The organism is Glaciihabitans sp. UYNi722, from assembly GCF_040549465.1.
Lineage (GTDB): Bacteria > Actinomycetota > Actinomycetes > Actinomycetales > Microbacteriaceae > Lacisediminihabitans.
This window is the reverse complement of sequence record NZ_JBEPTL010000003.1, coordinates 24,076-43,798: the sequence shown is the minus strand read 5'-3', so window position 1 is coordinate 43,798 and position 19,723 is coordinate 24,076. Positions and strand designations below refer to the sequence as shown.

Sequence of the window (19,723 nt, the reverse complement as noted above, 5' to 3'; positions counted from 1 at the left end):
TCGATTGCGTGAATGACGACGAACTGCAGACAGCGCCGGCCTGGTGGACGACGGCCGTGGTCTATCAGATCTACCCACGAAGCTTCGCCGACTCCAATGGTGACGGCATCGGCGACCTCGGCGGCATCCGTTCGAAGCTCGACCACCTCGAACAACTCGGCGTTGACGTGGTGTGGCTCTCCCCTATCTACTCGTCGCCGCAGGCCGACAACGGCTATGACATCAGCGACTATCAGAACATCGATCCGCTCTTCGGATCGCTCGAAGAGTTCGACCTGCTGCTCGCCGACATGCACTCCCGCGGCATCAAGCTGGTCATGGATCTCGTAGTCAATCACACGAGTGACGAGCACGCATGGTTCGAGGAGTCACAATTGTCACGCGACAGCGCCAAACGCGACTGGTACGTCTGGCGCGACGCCTACGACGACCGCGAGCCCAACCTGTGGCGCAGCGCCTTCAGCGGTCCGGCCTGGACGCTCGACGAGACGACGGGGCAGTACTACCTGCACCTGTTCGCGGCGAAGCAGCCCGACCTCAACTGGGAGAACCGCCAGGTGCGCACCGCCGTCTACGACATGATGAACTGGTGGCTCGACCGCGGGGTCGACGGCTTTCGCATGGATGTGATCAACCACATCGCCAAGGTGCAGGCCGACCTCTCCGGCGACAGTATGAGCATGCTCATGGGTGCGCAGATTCACGAGTACCTACAGGAGATGAACCGCGAGGTGTTCGCCGGTCGCGCGGCCGACCTCATCACCGTAGGCGAGATGCCGGGGGTTACCGTGGATGACGCGGTGCTGTTCACGAGTTCGGATCGCCTTGAGCTCGACATGGTATTCCAGTTCGAGCATGTAGACCTCGACCACGGACCTGCGACGAAGTTCGACACCGTGCCGCTCTCGCTGGTCAATCTCAAGCGCTCTCTCGGGCGCTGGCAGGACGGCCTCGCCGGCTCCGGATGGAACAGCCTCTACTTCGGCAATCACGACCAACCGCGGTCGGTCTCCCGCTTCGGTGACGACGGCCGCTATCGCTACGAATCGGCGACCATGCTGGCGACGATCCTGCACCTGCATTGCGGCACACCCTACGTCTACCAGGGCGAAGAGATCGGGATGACCAATGTCGGCTTCACCTCGATCGACCAGTACCGCGACATCGAGTCCATCAACTACTACGCAGAAGCAGTCGCCGCGGGACAGTCACCGGAGCACGTGCTGGATTCCCTGCGATTCCGCAGCAGAGACAACGCGCGCACGCCGATCCCGTGGGATGCCTCAGAGGCTGCCGGCTTCACCACCGGAATGCCGTGGATCGAGATCACTCCGAACCACACCGAGATCAATGTGTCGACTGATCGCGCGAATCCCCGGTCGATCTTCGACCACTACCAAAGGCTGATCGCGCTACGGCACGACTCCGAGGTCGTGGCGCTCGGTGCCTTCGCGATGCTGGAGCCGGAGCATCCGACCCTCTACGCCTTCACGCGCACGCTCGGCGATGAGAGGCTTCTCGTCGTGGGCAACTTCTCCGGTAACACGCTCGACAGCCCTGTTTCGCTGGCGGGCTCGCTCGTGATCGGCAACTATGCGGAGAGTTCGGATGTCGCGCACCTCCTGCGGCCGTGGGAGGCGCGGGTTATTCGGCTGGGGTAGTCGTAGTACTGCGCCATATTCAGTGCTGCCGCCTGCGAACCTGGTGACCCGGTTCGCCCGGGCGATCGCCCCATGGGCTCAGTACGCCGAGCACGCGGGATTTATTTGTTGCCAAAACCTGAAGGGCTGCATCCGAAACCTCTCGGGCGGTGTGCCACCGCGCGCCAGATGGCGACGGATACCAACCGAGAACCAGCTCACCGGGCCGCAGTGGTCGATTCCCTAAGCCGGAGGCTGCTGCCGCACTCGTCACGACGGTGACGAAAGTTCCGCGTACGGCGTCCCTGAGTAGCTCGAGCGACTCGGGACTCGTGGCGGGTGAATATACGACGGCGCTGTCCCACCTCCGGTCGCCGAGCGCGGCACCGAGCGCACCCGGGTCTTGAGCATCCACCGCAATGGCGTGCGCGTCCAGGGGCATGTTGCTGATCGAACGCGCCACGCCAGTAACGTCATGCCCGGCGGCGACGAGTCGCTCCGCTGTCGGACGAAGGATTCCGGTAGCCCCCACTACCAGCACCCGCATCGCAGTCAGAACGCTTGTGGGCCGACGGCAGCACCGCTTGACCCAGTGAGGAAGTCGAGGTCCGCGCCCTCGTCGGCCTGGAGTACATGTTCGATGTACAGACGGGTCCAACCGCGCTCGCTGCCAGCCACCGCGCGCGGCGACCAGCCTTCCCGGCGTTCGGCGAGCTCTTCGTCCGAAACTTCCAAGTGCAGAGACCGCGCGGGCACGTTGACTGAGATCACGTCGCCGGTACGCACGAACGCGAGCGGACCGCCAGCCGCGGCCTCGGGGACCACGTGCAGAATGACGGTTCCGTACGAGGTGCCGCTCATTCGGGCGTCGGAAATCCGCACCATGTCAACCACCCCTTCCGCGAGCAGCTTGCGTGGCATCGGCAGGTTGCCAACCTCCGGCATGCCCGGGTAGCCCTTCGGTCCAACGTTCCTTACAACCAGTATGTCGTCCGCAGTGACATCCAGTTCAAGGTCGTCGGCGGCGATAAGGTATTCGGGTAGCGAATCCCATACGAGAGCCCGGCCTCGATGAGTCATCAGCTCGGTGGACGCCGCGGACTGCTTGATTACCGCACCTCGCGGCGCCAGGTTGCCCCGCAGCACCGCTATGCCGCTGCCGACCGGCTTCACCGGATTTTCCAGAGGCCGGATCACTTCCCGGTTGTAGCACTCGGCACCCTCATAGTTCTCGCCGAGAGTGCGGCCGGTGATCGACGGGGCACCCCGATCCAGCAGGTCGCCGAGCGTCTCGACGAGAGCCCCGGTGCCGCCCGCGTATTCGAAATCTTCCATCAAGAAACGGCCACTCGGCATCAGATCGACGATTGTTGGAATCTCACGAACGAGGGTGTCGAAATCATCCAAGGTCAGTTCCACTCCGATGCGACGCGCGAGGGCGAGCAGGTGGATGACAGCGTTTGTGGAACCGCCGAGCGCAGCATTGGCCCGCACCCCGTTCTCGAATGCCGTACGGGTGAGAATCGACGACGGGCGGATGTCCTCCTCGACCATCTCTACGATCCGACGCCCTGCGATGTGGGCGAGGGTCGATCGCCGTGAGTCGTTTGCGGGGACGCTCGCCGATCCAGGCAGTTGCATCCCCATGATCTCGGAGATGCACGCCATCGTCGAGGCCGTTCCCATCGTCATGCAGTGCCCCTGGCTGCGGGCCATGCAGCCTTCGGCTTCGGTGACTTCGTCAGCGCCGATCTGGCCCGCCCGGTAGGCCTCGGTGAATTTCCACACCGAGGTACCGCTACCGATATCTGTGCCGCGGTATTTGCCATTCAGCATCGGACCTCCGGTTATCAGCAGCGTTGGCAGGTCGACGCTCGCCGCTCCCATCAAGTAGGCCGGTGTCGTCTTGTCACACCCGGCAAGCAGCACAACGCCGTCGAGCGGGTTTGCGCGCAGCGTTTCCTCCAGGTCCATAGAGATCAGATTTCGCAGCAGCATCGCGGTGGGGCGTACAAGCGGCTCCCCCGCCGAAGTGGTCGGGAATTCGAACGGTACCCCGCCCGCCTGCCAAACTCCTCGCTTGACGTAGTCGGCGAGGCCGCGCAGGTGGATATTACAACTGGTCAGCTCAGACCAACTATTGGCGATTCCGATAACCGGCCGGCCGCGGAACGAGTCATCGGGAAGCCCCTCCGACCGAAGCCACGAGCGATGCATGAACCCCGTCTTGCCTTCAGCGCCAAACCATTGCTGGCTCCGCAAGCCCTCTCCCCATTCGTGAGAGCCGGCCGCCGCGGCGGCCCGATCCTCGGCTCCGAGGTTACGCGCGCTCACCGAAACCTCGGCAGAAACTCGGCCTGCGCCTGGATGAGGTCGTCGGTCAGCGAGGCGGCGGCAGAACCGTCCGTCACTGCTCCGTCAGCAATCATTGCCTCGACTACGAGTCCGCGATTTCCCGTCATTGCCGCCTCCACTGCTATATCGACCGAGCTGAGCCGGCGGTTCAGGATCGCCGTCAGCGGCACCGAGAGATCAGGCACCGCGATGGGGCGGATACCACGGCCCGTCGCCACGCCGGGAATCTCCACTGCCGCGCTCTCGGGGAGGCCCCGCACGAGACAGCCATTGATTACGTTGCACGAGAACATCTCACGCGTATCAAACGTGATGGAGCGGATGATGGCAATGAGCTGTTCCTGCTCGCCTCCGCTGCGCTCGAAGATGGACTGATCGAGCGGTTCCTCGCCGAGGGCCTGCCGACGCATTCCTTGATAACGGTCCTCACCCCATTCCAAAATTTCAGGCAGTGAGAACGCGTCGATGCCAAGCTTTTTCCCGTAGTAGTCGCCCGAAGCGAAGCGCTCGGGGAAAAATTCGGTGACGTGACGATCGCCTGCCGCAGGGAAGGCGCCGTACCGATCGAAAAGCTCCCAGGCGAACGGGTTATGCCATGCAGTCGGCGAGTCATAGAAGATGTTGCCGATGTCGGCTGGGCTCGCTGTCTCGGCGAGTTCTCGATGGACCCGCTCTCGAACCAGCGGCCACGCATCGGCGCCGTCCAGACGGAAGTCATAAATGAAAGTCAGGTGGTTGATGCCCGCATACAAGGTGGAGGTGCGCTCGAACGGTGCGTCGATAAGTTGTGCGAGCTCCCGCTGAATATGATGCACCCCGTGGCACAGCCCCACGACGGCGAGACCGGTATGGCGTGCGATAGCCTGCACGTTCGCCGTCATTGGGTTTGCGTAATTGAAATAGAACGCCTCAGGAGCAAGGTCCGCGATGTCCTGAGCGATCTCTACAAGCACCGGGGTTGTGCGAAGCAGTCGGGAAATTCCGCCGGGCATGATTGAGTCGCCAACCGGCTGGTAGATGCCGTGCCGTTGCACCACTTCGTGATCGATTTGCCACGCGGGGCGCCCGCCCACCCCGACACAGGTGACGACGAAGTCGGACCCTGCGAGCATTGCGCGTCGGTCCGTGCTGGAGCTGACGGAAATCCAAGTGCCGGAATGTCGCGCCTCGACCATCGTCTGCGCGAGCCTGGTCGCGACATCGAGGGCAACCGGGTCAATATCCACCAACCGGATGTCCCATGCGCCAAGATCGGTTGCGCCGATAAGGTCGGCCAGCAATCCTCTGGTGAAAACGGCCGAGCCTGCCCCGACGAGCGTCAGCACGCGACGATCCGGTGCGCTCATGCCTGAACTTTCGTTCTGAATCCTACGATGATCCTGAAACCGCATTCATGGTCGGTGACGATGCTGACATTTACGCATTGCCACGCGCGGGCGATTTTCATTGCTCTCCCTCGAACCGCCCTGACCCGGGCTAGGTAGCCACTGAAGTCGATTCTTTCACAAATGAGCGCAAATGAGCAAGACTGTGCAGATGTCATCAGCTGAACGCTCACTTGGTTCACTAATTCCGGGGGCGGACCGCTCCACCGTCGGTGCTGCATCCCTCGTTCAGGGCGTGTATGGTCACCGGGGAAACTTGGAACTCGTCGTTCGCGACAGCGTGGATGGACTGTGGGTCTTCTGGTTCAACGCCAACCTGCCGGGAGATCCCGAAACTGACCCCGAGGTTCCGGCCGGGCATTGGAGCGTTGGTCTCCGTTTCGCTCGCGATGCACGCTATACCCAGGCCGCCATATTTCAAGGCGTGCGCGGGCCCAATCACCTCGAGGTGCTCGCCCTGGACGACGCCGGCACACTCCAGAGCTGGTATTGGTCGCCCGAATGGGCTTTCCGTCGACGGGCCGAGAATCCCGCATCCGAAGTAGCGGCGTTCAGCGCGGCCCAACAGGATGATGGCGCACTCCTGATCGATCTCACAGAACGAGACGGGACGTTGCGGCTTGTTGTTGCAGGTCCGAATGAATATCCAAGTCGCACTTGGGCGCCGGTGGACCGATCCACAGACCTCGGCGCGACGCTGGCCGAACTGCTAGTTCCGGAACCGTCTATTCCTCCTGACGTACAACTACGCACTGTGGGCATTTACGATATTCAGTCTGGTACCGCCCGCAGTTCAATCTCGACACGCGATGGCGGTTCCACTGAGTTAATCTGGCGCGGAACGGACGGGGGGATGCGGCACCTCCGTTTGCCGCTGCATTCAGAGACATGACCCCACTCTGTATGCTTCCCACTTCCGCAGATTGCTCAGTAAGCACTTTCGATGATGGCCTTTTCTGAATGGGCGACCGTGCCGAGGCAAGTTCCGCATCCCCGCGCTGGCATCGCAGTTTGGCGTACGGAGCGCACGTAAACAGGAATGAGCAAGTTCGCGCAAGCTATGCCAGAAGTGCGCAAAGTGCTAGCGTTTGTGATCGTCCGAACCTTCCCAGGGGTGCCCTTGAACTCTCTTACTGCAGCCGAATCCGCCATTCTCGCGCGACTTGATGAGGGGCAACTCGTCGAGAGCCTCGTGAATCTCGTCGCCGTTCCTAGCGTCACCGGCACGGACGCGGAGTCTCAGCTCCAGCACGACCAGGCAGCCTCGCTCGCGGAGTGGGGGCTGGATGTCGACACGTGGGCTCTCGACCTGGAAGCACTTCGTGCCCACCCAGCGTTTCCGGGAACCGAAGCCGAGCGATCCGAAGGTTTCGGACTCGTCGCTAGCCTCGGCGGCGCGACCGTACCCGCGCTCGTGCTGCAGGGACATGTCGACGTCGTTCCCACTGGCGATCTCGACAAGTGGGCCGATCGCAACCCGTTCAGCGGCCAGATTATCGACGGCGCGATTCATGGTCGGGGCGCGTGCGACATGAAGGCCGGGGTCGCCGCTAACCTGGCCGTGATTCGCACCCTTGTCGCCTCCAGAGCCGTGCTCGAACGCCCGATCGCCATCCATTCAGTCATCAGCGAGGAGGACGGCGGACTCGGGGCGTTTGCCACGATGCTCCGCGGTCACCGCGGAGAGGCGGCAGTGCTGCCCGAACCAACGAGTGGCCGGATCGTCACGGCGAACGCCGGCTCGCTGACATTCGAACTCCGTGTTCCCGGGAGAGCCGCACACGGCAGCACCCGCCTGGAGGGCGTCAGCGCGATCGAAGCATTTCTGCCCCTGTTCGCAGCGATTCGCGTGCTCGAGGCGGAGCGAAACATTCGGCCCGATCCACTTTTCCGCGGTCAATCTCTGCCGTACCCGATTTCGATCGGTCGGCTCGTTTCGGGCGACTGGGCAAGCAGCGTACCCGACCTTCTGGTCGCGGAGGGCCGATTTGGCGTGCAACTTGGCGAATCTCCCGATGCCGCGAGAAAAGCGTTCGAGCGCACCATCGAGCACGCGAGCGCAACAGATCCGTGGCTCGGAGACAACCCTCCTTCGGTCGCCTGGACAGGTGGTCAATTCGCCAGTGGACAACTCGACGATGAGCACCCTCTGATCAACCAGATGTCCTCCGCAGTCACCGATCTGGCGATGAGGTCGGCCCCGGCACGCGGCGCAGCCCCGTATGGCAGCGACCTACGCTTGTATAACGGTTTCGGAGGCATCCCTACCCTGCACTACGGCCCCGGAGATGTTCGGTTTGCGCATGCGCCGCGTGAACAGGTCGATATCGCGGAGCTAATCTCTGTCACCCGATCCCTGCTGCTCCTGGCGGTCCGCCGCTGCGGCGCGCACTTCTGAGACCCCGCGATGCGCGCGAACACCATCCTGAGAAACGGCCGCATCGTGGCCTTCGACCCGGAACTCCCGACCGCGACGACGATCGCGATCGCGGGAGGGCGGATCGTCGCGGTTGGTGATGATCAGATCGTGAGCGAAATGGGCGGACCCGACACTGTGACTGTCGACCTTGAGGGTCGATCGGTGACGCCCGGACTTATCGATGCCCACGTTCATCCTGCATTCGGGGTCGAGCGCACCATCGGGGCCGACCTGGCTGGAGTGACCCGCCCTGACGACCTGCTTTCTCGTCTTCGCGCCGAAGCGGACGCCACGCCGCCAGGTGCCTGGGTGCGCGCATTTAACCTGAGCTACGCGGTGTTCGCCAGTATGCCAATGAGGGCAGATGCGATCGATTCTGCGGTAAATGGCCGTCCTGCCGCTGTATTTCTGTTCGATGGTCACACCATGCTCGTCAGCCACGCAGCGTTGGCAGAGGCGGGCATTTCCGGCGCCCAGAGCTTCCCCGACACATCGGAGATTGTGGTGGACGACAGTGGCTGCGCTACCGGGCAATTGCGCGAAGAATCGGCGATCGCGCTCATCCTCAACGCAGCACCGCGCCCGAGCGAGAGAGAAATCCGAAATCAGGTCTCGGAGGTTTACCGCAAGATGGCGGCCGTGGGCCTCACCGGGCTATGTGTGATGGATGGAGACCGAACGTCCTTCGACCGCCTGGATGCGATGGATCGACAAGGGACGTTGCCACTTCGGATCGTCACAGCGCTCGACCATGCCCCCGGTCAGCGCAATCGGCTTCCCGAGCGAATGGCGATGCGCGATGAATGCGGAGCGCGTTGGCGGGGCGGGGTGATCAAACTGTATGCCGACGGTGTGATCGACACGGGTACGGGCTGGCTCTATGAGCCCGACACATTCGGTGACGGGGGATACGGCCTGTGGAACGATCCGGCGGAATTCCGCGAGGTCGTCCGTGACTATGCCGCAGCGGGCTTTCAACTCGCCGTCCACGCAATCGGGGACCGGGCGATCGGGGAAACCATCGACGCTTTTCTTGCAACAGGGGTCCGATCGGTCCGCGGCGCACCGCACCGACTAGAACACCTTGAGAGTCTCAGTGACAACGACCTGCGCCGAATCGGCGATGCCGGTATCACCGCCTCGATGCAGCCGGCCCACCTGCAGTGGAGCAAGCCGGATAATTCGGACGCCTGGGGGCTGCGCCTGGGACACAAGAGGGCGAGTCGTGGTTGGCGAGCCGGAGATGTCTCCCGTGCGGGAATCCCGCTCGCCCTGGGCTCAGACTGGCCGGTCGCCCAATTTGATCCGCGGATCGTGATGGCTTGGGCGCGCCTTCGACGTACTCCCGGCGACCGGAACGCCCCGGTAATTGTCGGTGATCAGCGACTCAGCGCCCTGACAGCCCTGAAGGCATACACGCGCGGCGCGGCGCTGGCGCAAGGCGACGACGACCTCGGAGAGATCGCCGTCGGATACCGTGCTGATCTCGCCATCTGGGACAAGAACCCTGTGGAGGTCGACGCCGATGACCTCGTCGATGTCGGCATTCATGCGACGCTGATCGATGGGATTACCACCGGGCCAGCTGTTGATGCGGAAATAGATCGAACTCGGAGACTCCCATGATCTTAGACAGCGCAGCCAGCTCGACGAAGACGGGAAACTCATCCCGTTCAGGAAGCGATTCGACAGAGTTCCTTGTAATAGGGGCAGGGCTAGCGGGTGCGGCGACCGCGTGGCAGCTTGCCCAGGGTGGCCGACAGGTGACGATCGTGGAGCGGTCGACGCCAGCCAACCCCTGGGGAAGCTCGCACGGTTCCGCCCGCATATTTCGATATGCCTACGAAAACCCGCTCTACACCCGCTTGGTCGTCGAAGCCAGACAGGGATGGGACGAGCTGGAGGCTGCGGCTGGCATCGAACTGCTGACGGCGTCGGGATGTCTCGACTTTGGTTCGCGACATCCGCTGAAGCTACTCCAGACGTCACTGCGGCAGGCATCAATAACGCATGAAATGTTCGACCGGGAGCAGGCAGCTGCTCTGTGGCCATCCATTGCCTCGGATGGAGACGTGCTCTGGCATCCTGACGCCGCCGTCATCGACGCCGAGGGCGCGGTGCGCGCGATGGTGGCCGAAGCAGTTGCGGCCGGAGCTCGCGTGATCACAGATTACGCGGTCGGGTCGGTACGACGCACCGATTTCGGCTTTCAGGTCAGCCCAGAGGCTTCGGACACTTCGGATTCTCTTCGCGCCAGGAATGTCATTAATGCCGACCGGGTGATCGTCGCGGCAGGTAGTTGGCTGCCGGGTCTTTTGGCCGGGCTGCCGCTGAGCAAGGGTTTTCTGAATCGGATGCCGCGGCTGGAGGTGCGCCAGGAGCAAGTATTTCACTTTCCCTATCGCGACCAGGCCGAGGGAGCGCGCGATTCGGACGGTTTCGGCTGGCCGACGTTTATTCACCAGACCGAGGAGATCCACGCCTATGGTCTGCCAGGTGGGCGCGACGCGGACTTCCGTGGGCAGAAGATCGCTGAATTCAATGGTGGACGAGTTCTCTCTTCCGCCGCCGATCGCGACGACCGAATTGATGCGGCCAATCGACTGCGGATGATCGCCTACGTGAAGCACCACTTTCCCGGTTTGATCCCAGACCCGTACGCCGAGGCAACTTGCGTGTTCACCAACACCCCCACCGAGGATTTCGTTGTCGATGGGGAGGACGGGCTGCTCATACTCTCGCCGTGTTCCGGTCACGGAGCCAAATTTGCCCCGGTGATTGGTCGTATCGCCGCTGACGCCATCACTGGGCGGATGGCCGCGCCGAATCTGTTCCGGGTTTAGAGATAATGCCGTTTTCTGGTTCAGCGGACCCATCACGATTTTCTTACTTAGTCGGCGATGACCCGCAGGACACTCTGGACTACCGACGCGGCGGCATCCCGGACAGACATAAGGTACCCGCGCGGGTCACAGGCCTGAAGTTCAGCGTCGAGAAAGACCCGCGGGGCATCGGAGTGGGCGATATTGAGCCCGGTGGCACATTCACTTTTACGATGCCAGCACTCACCGCGGCGGCGGAGGCCGCCCGGTTTGTCGAACTGACTGGTGTTGACGGGTTAGCTATTGCCGCTGTCGCCGCGACATTCACATCCAAGTCAAGCGCGCCCGCGTCAAACATTGCGAGGAAAACCCCGCGCCGACCGCCAGATGAAGCAACTCGATATCGGTGACATAGTCGAGGTGCAGTGCGATCGGGACGTCGGCAGCCGCCGCCGCGCGCGGTAACACCGCTCCCCCGTGGAACCGAACAACGTTCTGACTGATCAGCATGATCGCGGACTGCCAGCCGCCTGCGCGTCGGCGATCACCGCCTCGACATACTCGAGCGTGATGATGTTGAATGCGCCGTCACCCCGCCCGGAACCACGACCGGAGGCAACGAGGGAGCCGGTTTCGACCAGGCTCATCGACGCAGCCCCCAAGCGCCGCGGGCAAGCAGCGACGCGCCGATCGCCGCCGCCAGGTCTCCGAGCGCCGCCGGCGACAGCGTCGGCACATTTTGCCACGTCAAACGCTCTGTAAGGCGCTCGCGAAGCGGTTCGAACAGCGCCGGTCCCGCGTGGGATAGTCCTCCACCGATGACGACGACCTGGGGGTCGAGCAGGGAAATGTAGGTTGCAAGGGCACGGGCGAGACCATCGATCGCACCTTCCCACGCTGAGCTAGCCGCTGAGTCTCCTGTTGCCGCCAGTGCGACCACCTCAGCCGCGCTCGAGGCGCCAACGCCGCCCGACTCCACGAAACGGCGAAGGACCGCGGGGCCTGATGAGACGGTTTCGAGACAGCCGACAGCGCCGCAGACGCACGGCGCGCCAGAGCCGACATCAATGTGTCCAATTTCCCCGGCGTTCATGCGAATCACCTGTCGACCATCGACGAATATCGCGCCGGCGACACCAGTACCCAGCGCGAGGAAGAGAGCGTCATCGAAGCCTTTCGCTGCCCCCAGCCGATGCTCGGCGAGCCCCCCGGCACGGACATCATGCCCGAAACCAACAGGAAGATCGGTGCGCTCGGCAAGCAGCGCGCGAAATGGGACATCCCGCCAACCGATGTTCTCCGCGAACAGCCCAACCCCGCCTTCATCGTCGACGAACCCCGGAACGACAAGCCCAATCGCGACCGCCGACGGATTACTGGCCACCAACTCTTCGGCGGCGAGCAGTATCCTCTCAACGACAGCATCCGGCCCGTTCTCACGGCCGGTCTCCCAGCGATATGTAGCGCCGACCGAGAGGTCCGCGCCGACCACAACGCCTTTGACCGCGGTCCCGCCGACATCGAGTCCGAGAACGGTCTCCCAATCGGCCGACCTCACGCCGCCACCCATTGCACCCAGGTTTCACTGGTGGAGCAGCCGAGATATTGAGCCAGCACATTTGCGACGCCATCTACGGCGGCCGTCATGGCCGACTCATCACGCCGACGACCGTGCATTATGGCGATCGGCCACGGCGTGATTGCCGCTTGCCCCGTGCTCGCCGCGACGGATTCGAGGAGCACGCTGTGAACCTCGCTGGGCGCCAGGCCGAGGGCCGTCGCCGCGGCAATGTTTAGCGCCGCAAGAAGTTGAACTCGATCGACGCCCGAGTTTGCCGCGATCGTCACAGTGATGACAGGCACTTCAGTCCGAGATCACCGAACGCGACAAAAAGTGGGGCACGTCGGGATTGCGGCCAGCGGCCGCGGCCATACTGACGGCTAAACGGTGGATGGCAACCAACTCCGCCTGCGGATCGAGGCTTGGTTCGACGAGAGTTGCGCCGGCCGCTCGGATGGCCTCTGCGATACTCTCGGCAATCGGAAGCAGTGGCCAAACTAGGGTGTTGGGCGAAGATGCAGCCGAAATCGGTCCGTGCTGATATTCCAATACAGGATAAGCCTCGGCCCATCTGCCCGACGATTCCAGGCACTTTAACGCCGCCTCATGAGCTAGTCCCACCGACACCCCGTGCCCCAAAAATACGACGTGGTCCGGGGCCGACGGCAATTCTCGAGCAAGGGCTTCGCGAGCCTGATCAACCAGAAAATCGACGCCGTCGGTGAGAGATGCCCGCAAGAGAGTGAACGCGGTTGTAGCGAATCTGGTCTGCACGACCGATACCTCGTCGGCATAGTCAAGCATGATTACGTCGGTGCACTCGGCGATCAGCGGGCTTCCCGATGTGCCAACGAGGCCTATCACGCGGTGCGAGCCAACTAGCTCCCTGGCTATCGCAACGACATCCCCTGTGGTGCCCGATCGGGAGAGCACGATAACGACCTCGTCGTCATCGACGTAGTCGAGTTCGGAGGGGATGGAGGCCCTTGTGCGACCGAGCCCCAGCTCATTCCGAAGCCGCGCATAGGCGTCTCCGACGTAGTAAGAGGTTCCACATCCGAGGAAAAGCACTCTCTCGCCGGCGGCAGGAAGCGGTGTTCCCGCGCGCGCTTGCTCGATGGCCCGTCTCCACATCTCGGGCTGGCTACCAATTTCGCGCTCCGTGTTGATGGCAAACGATGTCGTTTCGAGCATAGGAATCCTTATCCGTCACGGTGAGGCTACTCGCGCGACTTCTGCCAGTCAATCAGTTCTGACTGATTTTGACTGGTTATTTGAACACTATTGACCTAACGTGACCGGTTGGCCTATCGTGACGTCACCTGCACCTCTCAAATCACTGCGCACCCTGAGGAGTCACATCATGGAAAAGTTCGAACTATCACGCCGCGGACTGCTCATGGGCGGTTTCGGCGCAGCGAGCCTGCTTGCCCTGTCGGCCTGCTCGCCCACCGCGTCCACCAGCGATTCCGGCTCGAAGGCCGACCTCGGCAAGGTAACGGGCACTATTAGTTTCGCTTTCTGGGGAGGTAGCGACGGTGAGACCGCCGGCTTTAAAAACGCCAAAGCGAAGTTCGAGGCAGCGAACCCCGGCGCGACAATCGATCTCAAGATCATCCCGTATGAGTCATTCTTCTCCGGCATCGACCGCGGAATCACGGCGGGCAAAGCCCCTGACCTCTTCCGTGTCGACTACACGACGATAGGCAAGTACAGTTCGGCTGGCGTGCTGATGGATCTCAGTCCGTACTTCACGGACTCGGAGACTAAGGCATTCCTGCCAGCGCTGTGGGAGGCCATAAAATTTGACGGCAAGCCATATGGTGTCCCACACCAGACCGACACGACCGCGATTATTTACAGCAAATCGGCACTTGAGGCAGCTGGCATCACTTCGATCCCGAACAAACTCGAGGATGCCTGGACCTGGGACGAATTCTCAAAAGTCGCCGATAAGCTTCGCGCCTCGCTGCCCGACAACAAGTATCCGTTCGCCTACAACTGGACGGCCGCCGGTGCCTTCCGATGGGCGAACCTCCTCTACCAAGCAGGTGGCTCACTCCTCACCAAAGACCTGAAAAAATCGGCGGTAAACAGCAAAGAAGGCCTCAAGGCGATGAATTTTGCCAAAAGTTTCTTCGAGAAGAAGTGGGTACCGGCTAACAACATCGTCAAAACTGCGACCTACTCCGACAACCTTTTCGTCGCGGGTACCGCCGCCATGACTTTCGTCGGCGACTTCCAGATTCCCTTCATCAACGACGTGAAAGATGGCTTCAAGGGCGGGGAGTGGGGCACCACTTTCATGATTCGGGACAAGAAGGCAGCATCTGACCTCGGTGGCAACGCGATCGTCGCCCGAAAGGATACGAAAAACCCGAAACTTGCGGCGGCGTTCCTCAAATTCCTGGCCTCCGAAAAGGCAATGCAGTATTTCTGCGAACAGGCGATGGAGTTGCCCACCCTCACCTCACTCACTTCGAAAAACCTCTCCTACGTCATCCGACCAGATGCTATGGCGACTTTCACTAAGCAAGCCGCGACCATCACGGACGCGGTTGTGAAGGAGTCGACAGTTTCGGCATTCTCAGCGATCAACACGGTGCTTCAGGATCAGCTGGAACTCGCATTTCAGGGGAAGAGTTCTGCAGACACGCTTAAAGCGATGGAGGACGGCATCAACGCCGCCCTCGCCGCCTAGCCCACAACGACCAGCGCTCGGGCACACCAGAGGAGCACACCGTGACGGTGACTGAAGCGAAGCCCATCGCCGGGTCCCCCAATGGGGGGTCTACCCGCGGAATTCGATGGCGCGCGCCGAAACGCCGTAGCTCAATGACGCGGGCAACCAGTGCGGCCGCCGGAATTTTCCTTGTTCCCAACCTGGTGCTGATGGGGATCTTCACGATCCTCCCGCTCATTTATGCCTTCATCATCAGCTTCCAGAAGTTGAACTCGTTGGGCGGCAGCCAGTACGTCGGCGGCGACAACTACGTCAAACTCGTCACCGACCCCGTTTTTTGGCAATCGATGGCTAACACGGGGGTGTTCACCCTCTTTACGGTGCCAGTTGGCATGGCGATAGGACTGGCGATCGCGGTGCTGCTCAACGGGGTGCTACCGGGCCGCAACCTCTATCGATCAATCATCTTTCTGCCCCTGGTCGTTTCGGGGGTTGCCACCGGTGTGCTTGGCGCATGGATGTTCGATCAGAACAACGGTTTCATCAATCGATTCCTGTCATCCACAGGCCTTGGTGCGCCCGAGTGGCAGTCCAACGGCCCATTCGCCTTAATGTCGATAATTCTCGTCACCCTCTGGCAGCGGGTCGGCTTCGACATGCTGATCTACCTTGCAGGCTTGCAGGGCGTGGATCCTGCCGTTCAGGAGGCCGCGACCGTGGATGGTGCATCCAATTGGCAGCGATTCAGATACGTGACCCTCCCGCTGCTTGGGCCATCGACATTCTTTCTGTTGATCATGAATTTGATTTACTCCTTCCAAGTTTTCGATACAGTCTGGGCGATGACGCGGGGCGGCCCTGGCTACTCCACCACCACAGTGGTCTCTTATGCCTACCGCCTCAGCTTCGACGAACATGGACCGCAGGCGCTCGGATATGGCGCGGCGGTCGGCGTAGCCATATACCTCATCACCTTGGCTTTCACCGCAGTTCAGTGGCGATTCAGCCGCAGCCGCGATCAAACGGACGCATAAGGCCCACCATGACACTCGCCAACACCTTCGACACCGCAGCCACACCTGATGAGCAGGTTACCCAGCCCCCCATTCCTCGCCGGCGCCGCAACTTCACCGCGCTGAAAATTACGGTCGCGATCATCATCAGCCTCGTGATGTTCTTCCCCCTCTACTGGATGATCGTGACTGCCTTCTCCACCCGCGCGGACATGTACGCCCCGGGCCTCCACCTTTTCCCGCGCACCTTCACGTTCGAGAACTTCACCGCACCGTTCATCAAATTCCCGGTAGGCCAATGGTTTTCAAACTCGCTGGTCATCGCCGTTCTGACAACTGCAATCACGGTCGTATGCAACCTACTCGCCGGCTATGCGTTCGCGAAGTTGAGATTCCGTGGACGCAACCCGCTCTTCCTCATCTTGCTCTCGACGATGATGATCCCCGCCCAGGCGATCATCGTTCCGCAGTTCAAGCTCTCGATCGCGCTCGGTCTCTACGGCAACATCTGGTCGGTCATCCTGCCGGAAAGTGCGGTTATCTTCGGGGTGTTCCTCGCCCGACAATTCTTCATCGCAATACCTGACGAGCTCGTCGAAGCGGCCCGAGTAGACGGCGCGGGACACTTTCGGACCTTCCTCTCGGTGGTCTTGCCGCTGTGCAAACCCCTCATCGCCGTGCTCGTGCTCCTCACTTTTATGGGCGAATGGAATGCATTCGGCTGGCCACTGGTCGCATTATCGGGAGACCAGAACCTGTTCACCCTGCCGATCGGGCTGGTCTCGAACCTTCAGGGACAGTACACGTCCAATTACGGGGCAATCATGGCAATGAACCTGCTCATGATCTTGCCCGTGGTGATCCTCTTCATCGCCTTCCAAAAATATTTCGTCGAGGGTCTCTCGCGTTCAGGAATCAAGTAAGGAGACTCACGTGTTCAGCGGCAACGCCAAAATCAACTATCTCTCGACCCTTGCCTTCGACGATGAGGTGCTCTCTCAATTTGGAGCGGCTGCGAATAGCGTCGAGATTGTTCAAATCACCGCAAACGACGCAGCGGATGTGCCCCCTGAGGTCTGGGCGCAGGTTGACGTCTTGCATACATCGAGTGTGCTTCCGCGTCCCGAATATGTGCCGCGACTGCAGTGGATCCAGCTTGACACTTCCGGGGTCGACCATGTGCGGCCGCACCCGATCTGGAACTCTTCCGCCGTATTGACCACTATCGGTGGCATCTCGCCCGTGCCACTTGCGGAATACGTGATCTGGTCGATCCTCGGGATGGCACACCGCCTGCCGGAACTGCTCGAAGTTCGCGACACCCGCCAATGGCCGTCTCCGTCAGAGCGGTGGCGTCGGATGCTGCCTGCCCCGCTGCGGGGTTCCACGCTCGTGATTGTCGGCTATGGCCGTATCGGCCGCGAGATCGGCCGCATCGCAGACACCCTCGGTATGAGCGTGGTCGGCGTCAGTCGCACCGGGGTTGCGGCGCCCGAACAGTCTGACCAATTTTTTGATTTTGCGCCGAACACAAGCCAGGCCGACATTGAACTTGTTGGCACGGACCTCCTCATGAGCGTGCTGCCGCGCGCCGACTACCTTGTCATAGTGGTTCCCCTGACAGCCGCGACAGCTAATCTCATCGACGCCGCCGCCGTGACCGCTCTGAAGCCGGGTGCGGTCGTCGTAAATGTCGCGCGCGGCGGCATCATCGACGAGGAGGCTCTGCGGGCGGGCTTGCGCTCAGGACAAATTGCCGGCGCGGTGCTCGACGTTTTCGACGACGAGCCCCTCGGCCCGGAGCATCCGTGGTGGAACGAACCCACAGTGTTCGTCACCCCGCACGTCAGCGGTTTCGCGCCCCAGTACTCGAGACAGGTGATAGAACTTGTAACGGAAAACCTGCGCAGGTTTACGGAAGGGCAGCCCCTGATGAACGTCGTAGATCGCTCGCAGGGGTACTGAACATGTTGACGTATGAACGCCAGCGCGAAGTGCTGCGGCAGATGCGTTCCCGAGGTGCGGGGAAAGTCAACGAACTCGCCGAAGCGATCGGAGTAAGCGCGTCGACGATCCGACGTGACCTGCGGGAGATGGACGAGCAGGGGCTGCTGACGCGAGTGCATGGCGGTGCAAGCCTGCTCGACTCAGATGTCGAGAGCTCGTTCTCGAGTCGCGTTACCGAGCACGAAGCAGAGAAGCGGAAAATCGGGGCCGCCGCCGCTGAATTGGTGCTCGACAATTCCACGATCCTCATTACCGGTGGCACAACGACAGATTCGATGATTCCCGCACTTGCGTCGCACCAGGGCCTTACCGTCGTAACGAACGGGCTGAACATCGCGCTGTCGCTCTCCCGGCTACCAGCGGTGACGGTGGTTGTTCTTGGAGGCATTCTCCGGCCGGGTGAACTCTCCTTGCTTGGTCCGCTCGGCGAGCGCACACTCGAAGAGTTCGATGTTAGTCAAGCCTTCGTCGGCGCATATGGCGTCGACGCGTCGCTAGGGCTGTCTGGCGCTTCGGTACACGAGGCAAGCACGGATCGCCGCATGCTCAGTGGGCTCTCGCACATCGTCGTCATGGTGGATAGCAGCAAATTCCGCCAGCGTGGTCCGGTGCGTCTTGCCAAAGTAGAGCAGATCACCACCCTCATCACTGATTCGCAGGCACCGACCAATGAGGTCGAGTCGCTCATCGCAGCCGGGGTCGATGTGCGCCTTGTCTGACTGATTTCGACCCAAAACGCACGCCGCCCCCGCGACCCCGAAAGGCACCACCATGTCACTTCAACCCGTTTCCGGCGCCATGAGCACTTTAAGGGAGGCAGCGTCGCGCGCCAGCGAGAGAGAGGGAATCCCGATGATCGTAGCCCTAGTGGATGAGCGCGGGGTCATGCCAAAGGTGGTTCACGCGGCAAGCAGAACAACTGGACCGCTGCTCGCCGCACGTGTCGACAGTGCGAGGCGCGAGTGCGCGCCGTCAATGCGTGAGGACGACAACGGAGGGGTCATCAATGCGCTCGTCGTCGCCGCGCACGACCTTACTCCGATAGTGCACTCGGACCTCGCAGGCATCACGCCGCACATCGCCGACCCCCCTGCACTCCTCCCGGCCACGGAGCCGCGGGCATGACCGATCTCGGATTTACCAGACACACCGACGCTCTCAACGCTGGCCAGTTCGTGCGCCTGATTAACTACCACAACACCCCGATCAGTCACGCTGGCGCTTTACGCACCGAACTTTCGAGCCTCGCCGAGCAGTACGACACTCTCTCACTGGCCGACCTCGACAATTTCTTTGAAAATGGCACCTGGCCGTCCGAGCGGGAGGCCTTCATCCCCGTCTTCTATGAGGGGTATGCGAACAGCGCTAGTGTTGCCGCCCCGATCTGCGACGAGCTGGGGATCACAGCATGGTTTCCCGTGTGCACAGCGTTTGTAGACTGCCCCCCAGCCGAGCAGGAGTTCTTCGCCCGTTCGCACAATATCGGTTTGGTCCAGGAAGAGCTAGGGCTGCCGCGGCTGGCGATGACGTGGGACGATATCGCTTCACTATCCAACCGGCACGTTGTAACGCCACACACGGCCGCGCATGTGGGGATTAACGAGGTGAGTTCGGATGAAGATCTCCAACGCGAGGTGTTCGAACCGAAGAGGCGCATGGACGCCGTCACGGGGCAGTCAGCGCCCGCATTTGTGTGGCTACATGGCAGCGCGTACGGGCTCAACGATCGACACGACGCCGCCGTCCGTGCGGCGGGATACCGATACCAAATCGGGAACACCATGATCCACCGCATTGCCTAAGCGACGCAGGTAGTTCAATCGACCCGCGACCGAAAG

General features: G+C 61.7%; 20 protein-coding genes. 12 read left to right on the top strand and 8 right to left on the bottom strand.

From position 1 onward, the window contains the following. Window positions 1-8: 8 nt before the first annotated feature. On the top strand, window positions 9-1,661 hold the full coding sequence (locus ABIB56_RS02745; protein WP_354567339.1) for a glycoside hydrolase family 13 protein: 1,653 nt from the start codon (window positions 9-11) through the stop codon (window positions 1,659-1,661). 19 nt (window positions 1,662-1,680) lie between these two features. Here ABIB56_RS02745 and ABIB56_RS02740 read toward each other — a convergent pair whose 3' ends face one another. The 3 genes from ABIB56_RS02740 to ABIB56_RS02730 are packed head-to-tail and all read right to left on the bottom strand — an operon-like array spanning window position 1,681 to window position 5,341. Then, the gene (locus ABIB56_RS02740; RefSeq protein ID WP_354567338.1) at window positions 1,681-2,187 is read right to left on the bottom strand and encodes a Rossmann-fold NAD(P)-binding domain-containing protein; all 507 of its coding nucleotides are present in this window, start codon (window positions 2,185-2,187) and stop codon (window positions 1,681-1,683) included. 5 nt (window positions 2,188-2,192) lie between these two features. Next, the gene (locus ABIB56_RS02735; protein ID WP_354567336.1) at window positions 2,193-3,974 is read right to left on the bottom strand and encodes an IlvD/Edd family dehydratase; all 1,782 of its coding nucleotides are present in this window, start codon (window positions 3,972-3,974) and stop codon (window positions 2,193-2,195) included. Further along, window positions 3,971-5,341, bottom strand: coding sequence for a family 4 glycosyl hydrolase (locus tag ABIB56_RS02730; protein ID WP_354567335.1), 1,371 nt, complete (start codon window positions 5,339-5,341; stop codon window positions 3,971-3,973). Before ABIB56_RS02730 ends, ABIB56_RS02735 begins: the two co-directional genes overlap by 4 nt. 172 nt (window positions 5,342-5,513) lie before the next feature. Between ABIB56_RS02730 and ABIB56_RS02725 the strand changes: the two genes are divergently transcribed. From ABIB56_RS02725 to ABIB56_RS02710, 4 genes are all read left to right on the top strand, one after another. Beyond that, entirely contained in the window at window positions 5,514-6,272 is a 759-nt protein-coding gene (locus tag ABIB56_RS02725; protein ID WP_354567333.1) for a hypothetical protein, read from the top strand. Between the two features lie 228 nt (window positions 6,273-6,500). Further along, complete coding sequence (locus tag ABIB56_RS02720) at window positions 6,501-7,778, top strand: ArgE/DapE family deacylase (protein ID WP_354567332.1); 1,278 nt, start codon at window positions 6,501-6,503, stop codon at window positions 7,776-7,778. Between the two features lie 9 nt (window positions 7,779-7,787). Further along, the gene (locus ABIB56_RS02715) at window positions 7,788-9,425 is read left to right on the top strand and encodes an amidohydrolase (RefSeq protein ID WP_354567330.1); all 1,638 of its coding nucleotides are present in this window, start codon (window positions 7,788-7,790) and stop codon (window positions 9,423-9,425) included. Further along, window positions 9,422-10,642 carry an FAD-dependent oxidoreductase gene (locus ABIB56_RS02710; RefSeq protein WP_354567329.1) on the top strand — a complete coding sequence of 407 codons (1,221 nt, stop codon included), beginning with the start codon at window positions 9,422-9,424 and terminating at the stop codon, window positions 10,640-10,642. Before ABIB56_RS02715 ends, ABIB56_RS02710 begins: the two co-directional genes overlap by 4 nt. A 303-nt stretch (window positions 10,643-10,945) precedes the next feature. Here the strand turns inward: ABIB56_RS02710 and ABIB56_RS02705 are convergent, their stop codons facing one another. The 5 genes from ABIB56_RS02705 to ABIB56_RS02685 are packed head-to-tail and all read right to left on the bottom strand — an operon-like array spanning window position 10,946 to window position 13,376. After that, on the bottom strand, window positions 10,946-11,131 hold the full coding sequence (locus ABIB56_RS02705; RefSeq protein ID WP_354567328.1) for a hypothetical protein: 186 nt from the start codon (window positions 11,129-11,131) through the stop codon (window positions 10,946-10,948). Continuing rightward, entirely contained in the window at window positions 11,125-11,268 is a 144-nt protein-coding gene (locus ABIB56_RS02700; protein ID WP_354567327.1) for a hypothetical protein, read from the bottom strand. The genes ABIB56_RS02705 and ABIB56_RS02700 overlap by 7 nt, the downstream gene beginning before the upstream one ends. Beyond that, window positions 11,265-12,179 (bottom strand): ROK family protein, encoded by a 915-nt coding sequence (locus tag ABIB56_RS02695; RefSeq protein WP_354567326.1) that lies wholly within the window; start codon window positions 12,177-12,179, stop codon window positions 11,265-11,267. The genes ABIB56_RS02700 and ABIB56_RS02695 overlap by 4 nt, the downstream gene beginning before the upstream one ends. Further along, a complete protein-coding gene (locus ABIB56_RS02690) occupies window positions 12,176-12,484 on the bottom strand; it encodes a hypothetical protein (protein WP_354567325.1) in 309 nt (102 codons plus the stop codon). The genes ABIB56_RS02695 and ABIB56_RS02690 overlap by 4 nt, the downstream gene beginning before the upstream one ends. A 1-nt stretch (window position 12,485) precedes the next feature. Further along, a complete protein-coding gene (locus ABIB56_RS02685; RefSeq protein WP_354567324.1) occupies window positions 12,486-13,376 on the bottom strand; it encodes an SIS domain-containing protein in 891 nt (296 codons plus the stop codon). Window positions 13,377-13,545: 169 nt separating this feature from the next. Here ABIB56_RS02685 and ABIB56_RS02680 point away from each other — a divergent pair, with 169 nt between their 5' ends. The 7 genes from ABIB56_RS02680 (at window position 13,546) to ABIB56_RS02650 (ending at window position 19,687) form a co-directional block, all read left to right on the top strand. Continuing rightward, window positions 13,546-14,883, top strand: a complete 1,338-nt coding sequence (locus ABIB56_RS02680; RefSeq protein ID WP_354567322.1) for an ABC transporter substrate-binding protein — start codon at window positions 13,546-13,548, stop codon at window positions 14,881-14,883. 41 nt (window positions 14,884-14,924) lie between these two features. Beyond that, complete coding sequence (locus ABIB56_RS02675; protein WP_354567320.1) at window positions 14,925-15,899, top strand: carbohydrate ABC transporter permease; 975 nt, start codon at window positions 14,925-14,927, stop codon at window positions 15,897-15,899. A gap of 8 nt (window positions 15,900-15,907) precedes the next feature. Next, window positions 15,908-16,801: a carbohydrate ABC transporter permease gene (locus ABIB56_RS02670; protein ID WP_354567318.1), complete on the top strand. Its 894-nt coding sequence runs from the start codon at window positions 15,908-15,910 to the stop codon at window positions 16,799-16,801. Between the two features lie 10 nt (window positions 16,802-16,811). After that, window positions 16,812-17,843, top strand: a complete 1,032-nt coding sequence (locus ABIB56_RS02665; RefSeq protein ID WP_354567317.1) for a D-2-hydroxyacid dehydrogenase — start codon at window positions 16,812-16,814, stop codon at window positions 17,841-17,843. Window positions 17,844-17,845: 2 nt separating this feature from the next. After that, window positions 17,846-18,604, top strand: a complete 759-nt coding sequence (locus tag ABIB56_RS02660; RefSeq protein WP_354567316.1) for a DeoR/GlpR family DNA-binding transcription regulator — start codon at window positions 17,846-17,848, stop codon at window positions 18,602-18,604. A gap of 133 nt (window positions 18,605-18,737) precedes the next feature. Then, the gene (locus ABIB56_RS02655; protein WP_354567315.1) at window positions 18,738-19,010 is read left to right on the top strand and encodes a hypothetical protein; all 273 of its coding nucleotides are present in this window, start codon (window positions 18,738-18,740) and stop codon (window positions 19,008-19,010) included. Further along, window positions 19,007-19,687 carry a polysaccharide deacetylase family protein gene (locus ABIB56_RS02650; protein ID WP_354567314.1) on the top strand — a complete coding sequence of 227 codons (681 nt, stop codon included), beginning with the start codon at window positions 19,007-19,009 and terminating at the stop codon, window positions 19,685-19,687. Before ABIB56_RS02655 ends, ABIB56_RS02650 begins: the two co-directional genes overlap by 4 nt. The last annotated feature ends 36 nt before the right edge of the window (window positions 19,688-19,723 follow it).

Bases quoted from the DNA above. Each gene is read 5' to 3' on its own strand.
- ABIB56_RS02740 (WP_354567338.1), bottom strand. From the start codon at position 2,187: ATGCGGGTGCTGGTAGTGGGGGCTACCGGAATCCTTCGTCCGACAGCG.
- ABIB56_RS02730 (WP_354567335.1), bottom strand. From the start codon at position 5,341: ATGAGCGCACCGGATCGTCGCGTGCTGACGCTCGTCGGGGCAGGCTCG.
- ABIB56_RS02725 (WP_354567333.1), top strand. From the start codon at position 5,514: ATGAGCAAGACTGTGCAGATGTCATCAGCTGAACGCTCACTTGGTTCA.
- ABIB56_RS02715 (WP_354567330.1), top strand. From the start codon at position 7,788: ATGCGCGCGAACACCATCCTGAGAAACGGCCGCATCGTGGCCTTCGAC.
- ABIB56_RS02710 (WP_354567329.1), top strand. From the start codon at position 9,422: ATGATCTTAGACAGCGCAGCCAGCTCGACGAAGACGGGAAACTCATCC.
- ABIB56_RS02705 (WP_354567328.1), bottom strand. From the start codon at position 11,131: ATGCTGATCAGTCAGAACGTTGTTCGGTTCCACGGGGGAGCGGTGTTA.
- ABIB56_RS02700 (WP_354567327.1), bottom strand. From the start codon at position 11,268: ATGAGCCTGGTCGAAACCGGCTCCCTCGTTGCCTCCGGTCGTGGTTCC.
- ABIB56_RS02685 (WP_354567324.1), bottom strand. From the start codon at position 13,376: ATGCTCGAAACGACATCGTTTGCCATCAACACGGAGCGCGAAATTGGT.
- ABIB56_RS02680 (WP_354567322.1), top strand. From the start codon at position 13,546: ATGGAAAAGTTCGAACTATCACGCCGCGGACTGCTCATGGGCGGTTTC.
- ABIB56_RS02670 (WP_354567318.1), top strand. From the start codon at position 15,908: ATGACACTCGCCAACACCTTCGACACCGCAGCCACACCTGATGAGCAG.
- ABIB56_RS02660 (WP_354567316.1), top strand. From the start codon at position 17,846: ATGTTGACGTATGAACGCCAGCGCGAAGTGCTGCGGCAGATGCGTTCC.
- ABIB56_RS02655 (WP_354567315.1), top strand. From the start codon at position 18,738: ATGATCGTAGCCCTAGTGGATGAGCGCGGGGTCATGCCAAAGGTGGTT.
- ABIB56_RS02650 (WP_354567314.1), top strand. From the start codon at position 19,007: ATGACCGATCTCGGATTTACCAGACACACCGACGCTCTCAACGCTGGC.